The sequence below is a fragment of the Pedobacter chitinilyticus genome (assembly GCF_003313385.1).
Taxonomy (GTDB): Bacteria; Bacteroidota; Bacteroidia; order Sphingobacteriales; family Sphingobacteriaceae; genus Pedobacter; species Pedobacter chitinilyticus.
Map to the genome: position 1 here is coordinate 271,184 of NZ_QMHN01000005.1, position 7,751 is coordinate 278,934.

Below are 7,751 nucleotides of genomic sequence, written 5' to 3' on the forward strand. Positions count from 1 at the left end.
GCTGGTACTTATACTTGTACCGTAACCGATGCCAATGCATGCTCTAAACAACAAACCTTTACGATCACACAGCCTACTGCTTTAACTGCTACTACTTCATTTACTACAGTTTCATGTAACGGTGGTTCAAATGGTACTGCAAGTGTTGTAGCTTCAGGCGGTACGGGTCCATATACCTATTCATGGTCACCAACGGGCGGTACGGCAGCTACAGCTACTGGTTTAGGCGTTGGTGTTTACACTTGTACCATTACCGATGCCAATGCTTGTTCAATTACAAGATCGGTTACGATCACACAACCAACGGCCATGGCTATTACAACCAGTAGAACAGATATTTCCTGTAATGGAGGTTCAAATGGTATTGCTAGTGTTAACGTAACAGGAGGAACTGGTCCGTATACTTATTCATGGTCTCCATCTGGAGGTACGGCTGCAACGGCTACCGGTTTGGCCGCTGGTACTTATACTTGTACCGTAACCGATGCCAATGCATGCTCTAAACAACAAACCTTTACGATCACACAGCCTACTGCTTTAACTGCTACTACTTCATTTACTACAGTTTCATGTAACGGTGGTTCAAATGGTACTGCAAGTGTTGTAGCTTCAGGCGGTACGGGTCCATATACCTATTCATGGTCACCAACGGGCGGTACGGCAGCTACGGCAACTGGTTTAGGTGTTGGTGTTTATACTTGTACCATTACTGATGCCAATGCATGCTCGATTACCAGAACAATCACCATCACGCAGCCAACTGCCATCACTGCATCTACTTCACAAACCAATGTCGCCTGTAACGGTGGCTCTACTGGTATCGCTACTGTAGTTCCTGCAGGAGGTGTTGGACCATATAGTTATTCATGGTCGCCATCAGGCGGTACGGCAGCTAGTGCTACAGGTTTGGCCGCGGGTACTTACACTTGTACCATTACCGATGCTAATGCTTGTTTTATTACCAGAACAGTCACCATCACTCAGCCATCTGCTATTACGGCAACTACTTCACAAACCAATGTCGCTTGTAACGGTGGATCGAATGGTTCGGCTTCTGTTGTTGTGTCGGGAGGTGTTGGACCATATAGTTATTCATGGTCGCCATCAGGAGGTACAGCGGCTACTGCTACAGGCTTAGCTGCGGGTACTTATACTTGTACCATTACTTCTGCTAATGCTTGTTCAATCACCAGAACAATCACCATTACGCAACCAACTGCCATCACTGCATCTACTTCACAAACCAATGTTGCCTGTAACGGTGGATCGAATGGTTCGGCTTCTGTTATCGCTTCAGGTGGCACGGGATCTTTAACTTATTCATGGTCGCCATCAGGTGGCACGGCAGCTACGGCTACTGGTTTAGGTGTTGGTACTTATACTGTTACGATTACCGATGCCAATGCCTGCTCAATCACTAGATCAGTTACCATTACACAGCCAACCGCTATACAGTCTACTTATTCAGGTGCTGGTGTTATTAATAAGGGTACTGCGTTTTCATACACTTTCTCAGCAACTGGGGGAGCCTCAGGTTACGCTTACAGTAGTATGGGAACTGTTCCGACAGGCTTAACCTTATCTGCTGCTGGTGTATTATCGGGTACGCCAACAGCTGCGGGCGATTATAGCTTTATGGTTTGGATAACGGATGGAAATGCTTGTTCAAAATCAGTAAATGTAAGTATTAAAGTAGAAGAACCATTGCCAGTAGAGTTGGTTAATTTTGCTGCCAAGGCTGTTCAAAGCGGAGTTGAGGTTACATGGACTACCACATCTGAGTCTAATTCTTCGCACTTTGAATTATTGCATGCTACAGAAAAAGGAGAGTTTAAACCACTTACTAAAATAGATGCGTTAGGTGATTCTAAAATAGGAAAACTTTATACCTTCTTGCATAAAAATGCAGTAAGTGGCCAAAATTACTATCAATTGTTGCAATTTGATAAAAATGGTGCAATGAAAGATTATGGAGTAAAACAAGTTAACTTCAGTCAAGTAAAAGATGAAGTGTTATTGTTCCCTAATCCAGCGTCACATTCAATTACGGTTAAATTCCCTGCAAATATTTACAGTCAACTACAAGTGGTTGATATGTTAGGGAAAGTAGTGATGAGCAATAAAATTACGGCAAAAGAGCAAGAGCATAAGTTGAATCTTGCTTTATTGCCTGCTGGTGTTTACACCGTAGTGCTATCATCTGGCGATTCAAAAACAGTTCATAAATTCATTAAACAATAACCATTTATTGTTTACGCTCTGAAAGCCCTTATCTATTAGATAGGGGCTTTTTTCATACTGCCATTTTCTCTCAACGAAACATGCCAGCTAAAGGCTTCTTCCAATAGATGCGGCGTTTGTCCTCCTCGTTCTTTTGATGCCCTGTCGAAATAGCTTTGTAATTCTTGCCGATATTCTGGATGGACACACCTATCAATAATCACCTGCGCTCGTTGTCGAGGTGCCAAACCACGTAAATCTGCTAAGCCCTGTTCGGTGACAATAATGTCCACATCATGCTCGCAGTGGTCAACGTGCGAAACCATGGGAACGATGCAAGAAATTTTATCGCCTTTGGCAGCAGAAGTAGTTACAAAAATGCTGAGGTATGAATTGCGGGCAAAGTCGCCTGAACCACCAATGCCATTCATCATGTGGGTGCCACTTACGTGAGTAGAATTTACATTGCCATATATGTCACATTCTAGAGCGGTATTGATGGCAATAATGCCTAATCTTCTAATGACTTCTGCTGCATTGCTGATGTCTTGTGGACGCAGCATCACTTTATCTTTATAAGCATCGAAATTGGAGAAAATCTTATCGTAATAGGCTTGAGAAACAGTGATGGATGAGCCTGAGGCAAATAGTAATTTACCCGAGTCCAATAAATCGAAGGTGCTGTCTTGAAGTACTTCCGAATACATGGTTAAATCTTCAAAATCGCTGTGCACAAAACCCGTTAATACCGCATTAGCCACTTTTCCAATGCCTGCTTGCAATGGTAATAAGGATTTGGTTAAGTTTCCCTTGGCTACTTCTTGGTTAAAGAAACGGATTAAGTGGTTGGCAATGGCTTTGGTAGATGCATCGGGTGCTTCAATTTCTGCAGGGCTATCGGTTTTTTGGGTAATCACAATACCTGCAATTTTATCTGGATTAATGGCTATGACCGAAGAACCTACCTTGGTATTGGCTTTGGTAATGGGAATTTCTCTGCGGTTGGGATATTCGCCAGTAGAAAAAATATCATGAACGCCTTTAATGGATAGGGGAACCGATAGGTTAAGTTCGATGATGATTTTTTCGGCCAATGCCGCGAACGATGCTGAATTACCCACCGAAGTGGTTGGTACAATGCTTCCGTCTTCTTCAATTAAACAGGCTTCTAAGATGGCAATGTCGATTTTTGGAAAATTGTTAGCGCGTAATAAATTGGCCGTTTCGCCCAAATGTTGATCAATAAAAAATACCTCACCTTTATTAATGGCCCTACGCATAATGGGATCAACTTGGAAAGGTAAACGCAAGGATAGCGCTCCTGCTTCTACAAGGGCTCCATCGGTTCCTTGTCCTAGTGATGCACCAGTCATTAATGTTACTTTTAATGGATCGGCATGCGCCCTTTCGGCCAAGGCCATCAGCACTGCTTTACTGTCGCCTGCCTTGGTAAAACCGCTAGATGCCACCACCATTTTATCTTTAAACATCATTGCCGCTTCTTGTGCGGTAATGATTAGTTCGGCTAATTCTGGTTTAAGTATTCTATCTTCGTACATCCTAATTTTGGCATGTTATCATATGGGCTGCAATTAGCCATACGCCTCAAAAATAAAGTTAGCTTAAATGGCTTATGATTTATACCATCAACCTAAAAAATGACTTTTATCATCTTTCGGCTAAGGCTTGGTAAATTTCGGCGTATAATAGTCCGCTGCCACCCCCATAATGTTTCACTACCACACTGTTGGTCTTTAATTTTTCTAAGTGCAGTTTTAAAACATCTTCCTGCGCTTGTGTAATACCCGAGCCAATTAATATGACTTCAAAAGTTTTGGCATAACAATTTTCCATGGCTTCATTTAGGGATAAAGCTACAGAAGCACGCCAATCTTCCATTTTATCGATTAAACGTGCTATGGTTGCTGCAATGGGTTCGTTAGCACAAACAATTAATATATTGGTCATCGCTTTATGAATTTAGCCACAGATACACTGATTTTTTGTTTACCCGAGTTCGATCATAAGCCTGGAAAACGGATGCTGAAATAAATTCAGCATGACGTAACGTCGATTTCACGTCACCCTGACCTGTAGCGAAGCGGAAAGCTACGTAGTAAATTTATTTCAGGGTCTGCGATACAGGAATGATAGCCGACTCAAATTAATAATATAAGTTAATTAATTTTATCTGTGCATCTGTGGCTAGTTTAAAATAGGGTTAGAACTTCATCGGTACTTCCATGATCAAAAATTCTGCATCGGTGGAAGCACTGATCTCAAATTGATCAATTTCTGAAATTCCGAAACCGTCTCTGGTGTTCAATTCCTGTCCTGCAACTCTAAGCGACCCGCTCAATACGAAAATGTAAGCGCCATTACCTTCTTTGTGTAATTGGTAGGTTTTTGAAGTATTTGCATCAAACCTACCCATATTAAACCAAGCATCTTGGTAAATCCAAACCCCAGCATCGTCGGCATTTGGCGAAAGCACCTGTACAAATTCGTTTCTGGTATCTCTGTCTATAGTGATTTGGTCGTAACGAGGTTCTACATTTCTTTTGTTAGGAAATACCCAAATTTGTAAAAACTTAGCAGGACTTTTTGCATCAGGATTATATTCAGAGTGGTATACGCCTGTGCCTGCGCTCATCACTTGTATTTCGCCAGCTTTAATGGTAGCGGTGTTCCCCAAGCTGTCTTTATGTTGTAATTCTCCTTCTAATGGGATGGAAATGATTTCCATGTTGTCGTGTGGATGCTCCCCAAATCCCATTCCGCCAGTTACAAAGTCATCATTCAATACCCTTAATGCTCCAAAATGGATGCGGTCTGGATTATAATATCCAGCAAAGCTGAAAGAGTGAAAGCTTTTTAACCAGCCATGGTCTGCGGCTCCGCGAGTGTTGGCTGTGTGTAATACGGTCTGTGCCATTGTTTTTTTCTCCTTTGTTGATACAAATTTACCGCACATTTTTTTGCCATTTCTTGATATAGGATAAGAAAGTAGTGTGCTGTTAATGAAGTATTTTCTATTTTTAGGGAACTAATACACTTGTTGATGTTTAAGAAACTACCTATTCTCCTTCATTTACATTTGTTGCTAGCTTTCGGTGTAGGTTTGCCCTGTGCCGCTCAATATCAGCAACTACTTCATCAACCTTATAAAAATAAGGTCTACATTATTGATACGCTTTACGGAAAGCTGGTCGGGAATAAAGATACCAGCCAAACTTTTGCTGTTTTACGTGATATGGAAGCCTATGGACTGCAGCATAAGGATAGGGAAATGGTATTGGAGGTAGCGCTGTTCAAGGCTTATTATTATTCCTATTGGACTTTTAACCATCCGCATGATTTAGCATTGAAGAGGCTAAAGGCTATTGCTGAGAAAGGCAGAAAAGAAAATTATTTGCATATAGAAGCCAGGGCACTCAGGGTAATCGGCGAGTTTTATTGGCGCCGTGTGGGTAATTATGAGTTGGCTACGGAGTATTATCTGCGCTTAGGTAGGTTGTTGGATAAAACCAACGCTACTGATTTTCCAAACATGGCCGAGTACTATTACCTCATAGGTGAGCTATATTATTTTTTTAAGGATTATGATACTGCAAAAGCTTATATGCAAAAAGCTTTGTCCATTACTGCTACTGATTTTAATTGGAAGGCGATATGGTCGGCAAATAATACCATGGGTTTATGTTACCGGCAATTAGGGAAGTTGGATAGTGCCGATGTGTTTTTTAATAAAGCAGTACAGTCAAAGTATTTGGGGCGTAATGATATCCAGTATACCATTTCCCAAGGAAACATTGGTTACAATCATTATTTAAGAGGTAATTATGTTTTGGCTATTCCGTTGATGGAGCGTGATGCTAAAAAAGCAGTGGCTGAACTTGATTGGCGTTTAGCGGCAGGTGCGGCAGTTCCACTGGCAGATATCTTTATCAAACAAAAAAAATATGAACTCGCTTGGGAGTGGATTGAAAACGCGGATGATTATTTAAAGAAATCTTTTGATCGTTCCTTGGAACTGATGGATGGTTTTTATACCGTTAAAAGTGCTTGGTATTTAGCCAAAGGCGATGCTGTGCTGGCTACAAAATACCTTGATTCGGCAAGGTTGGCCAAAGACGAAGAGGATACGAGGGTGAATGCCTTACAGCTTTTACGTGTGCAACAGAAAGAGCACCGCCAGAAATTGGCTGCTGAACGCAATGAATTTTTGGCGAAGGAGCAATTTAAAAATAAGCTGTTGCTTGCATTGGTATTTATTGCATTTTGCTTGGTGGCTGCAAGTTTTTTGATTTACTATTTGCAGCGAAGAAAGCGGCTTAGTATAGCAGCTATAAAGGACGCTAAGTTGAAGTTAACCAGCTTAGAATTGGAACAGGCCAAGCAACAATTGGAAAAATTTGCTCAAACCATTGCTCATAATAGCCGAATGATTGAGGATATGCAAGCCGCACAAGAAAACCAGCAAAGTGAAGCAGTGGCCTTGGTCAGGAAGAAAGCCATTATTACTGATGAAAGTTGGGACAATTTTCAGCAAGCATTTGAGAAGGTTCACCCTGGGTACATTCGAAGGTTAAAGGAAAAAATTTCGGGAGTTACCCTTGCCGAAACCAAAATGGTAGTGTTAAGCAAACTTAGGTTGTCAAAACAGGAAATGGCGCATGCTTTGGGTGTTTCACCCCAATCGTTGCGGGTAACTTGGCATCGTTTACGGAAGAAAACTGGAAATGACGAGATACAACTGGAAAATTTTGTGGACGGAATTTAATAAAGCATTTTTCTGCAAGACTTACAAGTTCCAAAAATGTCGTAAGTCTATCTTTTATTTTCCTCAAATCCATATCAATGCTTAATTGTTTTGCTGCAATATAAAGGACTATTTTCCTATATGCTGCATCCAGATCACCTCGATGCTGCATATATCTGACCTGGATGCTGCATGGAGATAACCTGGAAGCTGCATGGAGATAACCTGGAAGCTGCATGTAGGTGAGCTGGATGCAGCATGTAAGCGAGTTGGATGCTGCATCGAGGTGATCTGGAAGCTGCATCCAAGCAGCTTGGATGCATTGGTGTTTCGATTTATGGTTGGTACCCTAATTCTTAAGCATTTTTAAAATGGTGTTTTTTCCCTGGCCAGTAAGCTTTAGTAGGTAAATGCCATTTGGCAGATGGTTAATCATGATGGCTTTTTCTGTTTCGGTTTTGTTTAAAGAAAGGCGCTGTAAAACTTTACCAGAAATTTCTGTTAAGCTGATGCTTTGATAAGTATTGGCCACAAATTGTATGTTAGCCTGTGTACTTACTGGATTTGGGTAAAGCAGAACCTGATCTTCATCTAAATCAAAATTTAGCTGTTTAATGCCTAATTCTTCTGTTTTCCCATCAATATCTTTCTGTATCAGTCTATAATAATTGATGCCGTTTAAAGGTTTTCGGTCATACCATGTATAGTTATTTTTCAAGTTGGTGGTGCCTTTTCCAGCTATAGTGGCAATGCTTGCAAAGTTTTTATC

General features: G+C 41.3%; 6 protein-coding genes. 2 read left to right on the top strand and 4 right to left on the bottom strand.

What is annotated here, in order from left to right:
* Positions 1 to 2,241 (top strand): T9SS type A sorting domain-containing protein (locus DUT70_RS16025; protein WP_162926645.1); only part of this gene is annotated, 2,241 nt, incomplete at its 5' end.
* A gap of 35 nt (positions 2,242 to 2,276) precedes the next feature.
* On the opposite strand, the gene DUT70_RS16030 is transcribed toward DUT70_RS16025, so the two are convergent.
* From DUT70_RS16030 to DUT70_RS16040, 3 genes are all read right to left on the bottom strand, one after another.
* The gene (locus tag DUT70_RS16030; RefSeq protein WP_113648368.1) at positions 2,277 to 3,779 is read right to left on the bottom strand and encodes a succinate CoA transferase; all 1,503 of its coding nucleotides are present in this window, start codon (positions 3,777 to 3,779) and stop codon (positions 2,277 to 2,279) included.
* A 109-nt stretch (positions 3,780 to 3,888) separates the two neighbouring features.
* Positions 3,889 to 4,188 carry a hypothetical protein gene (locus DUT70_RS16035; RefSeq protein ID WP_113648369.1) on the bottom strand — a complete coding sequence of 100 codons (300 nt, stop codon included), beginning with the start codon at positions 4,186 to 4,188 and terminating at the stop codon, positions 3,889 to 3,891.
* A 253-nt stretch (positions 4,189 to 4,441) separates the two neighbouring features.
* The gene (locus tag DUT70_RS16040; protein WP_113648370.1) at positions 4,442 to 5,155 is read right to left on the bottom strand and encodes a pirin family protein; all 714 of its coding nucleotides are present in this window, start codon (positions 5,153 to 5,155) and stop codon (positions 4,442 to 4,444) included.
* Between the two features lie 126 nt (positions 5,156 to 5,281).
* Between DUT70_RS16040 and DUT70_RS16045 the strand changes: the two genes are divergently transcribed.
* Positions 5,282 to 7,003 (top strand): tetratricopeptide repeat protein, encoded by a 1,722-nt coding sequence (locus DUT70_RS16045; RefSeq protein WP_113648371.1) that lies wholly within the window; start codon positions 5,282 to 5,284, stop codon positions 7,001 to 7,003.
* A gap of 328 nt (positions 7,004 to 7,331) precedes the next feature.
* On the opposite strand, the gene DUT70_RS16050 is transcribed toward DUT70_RS16045, so the two are convergent.
* A partial coding sequence (locus DUT70_RS16050; protein ID WP_162926647.1) for a T9SS type A sorting domain-containing protein occupies positions 7,332 to 7,751 on the bottom strand: 420 nt, incomplete at its 5' end.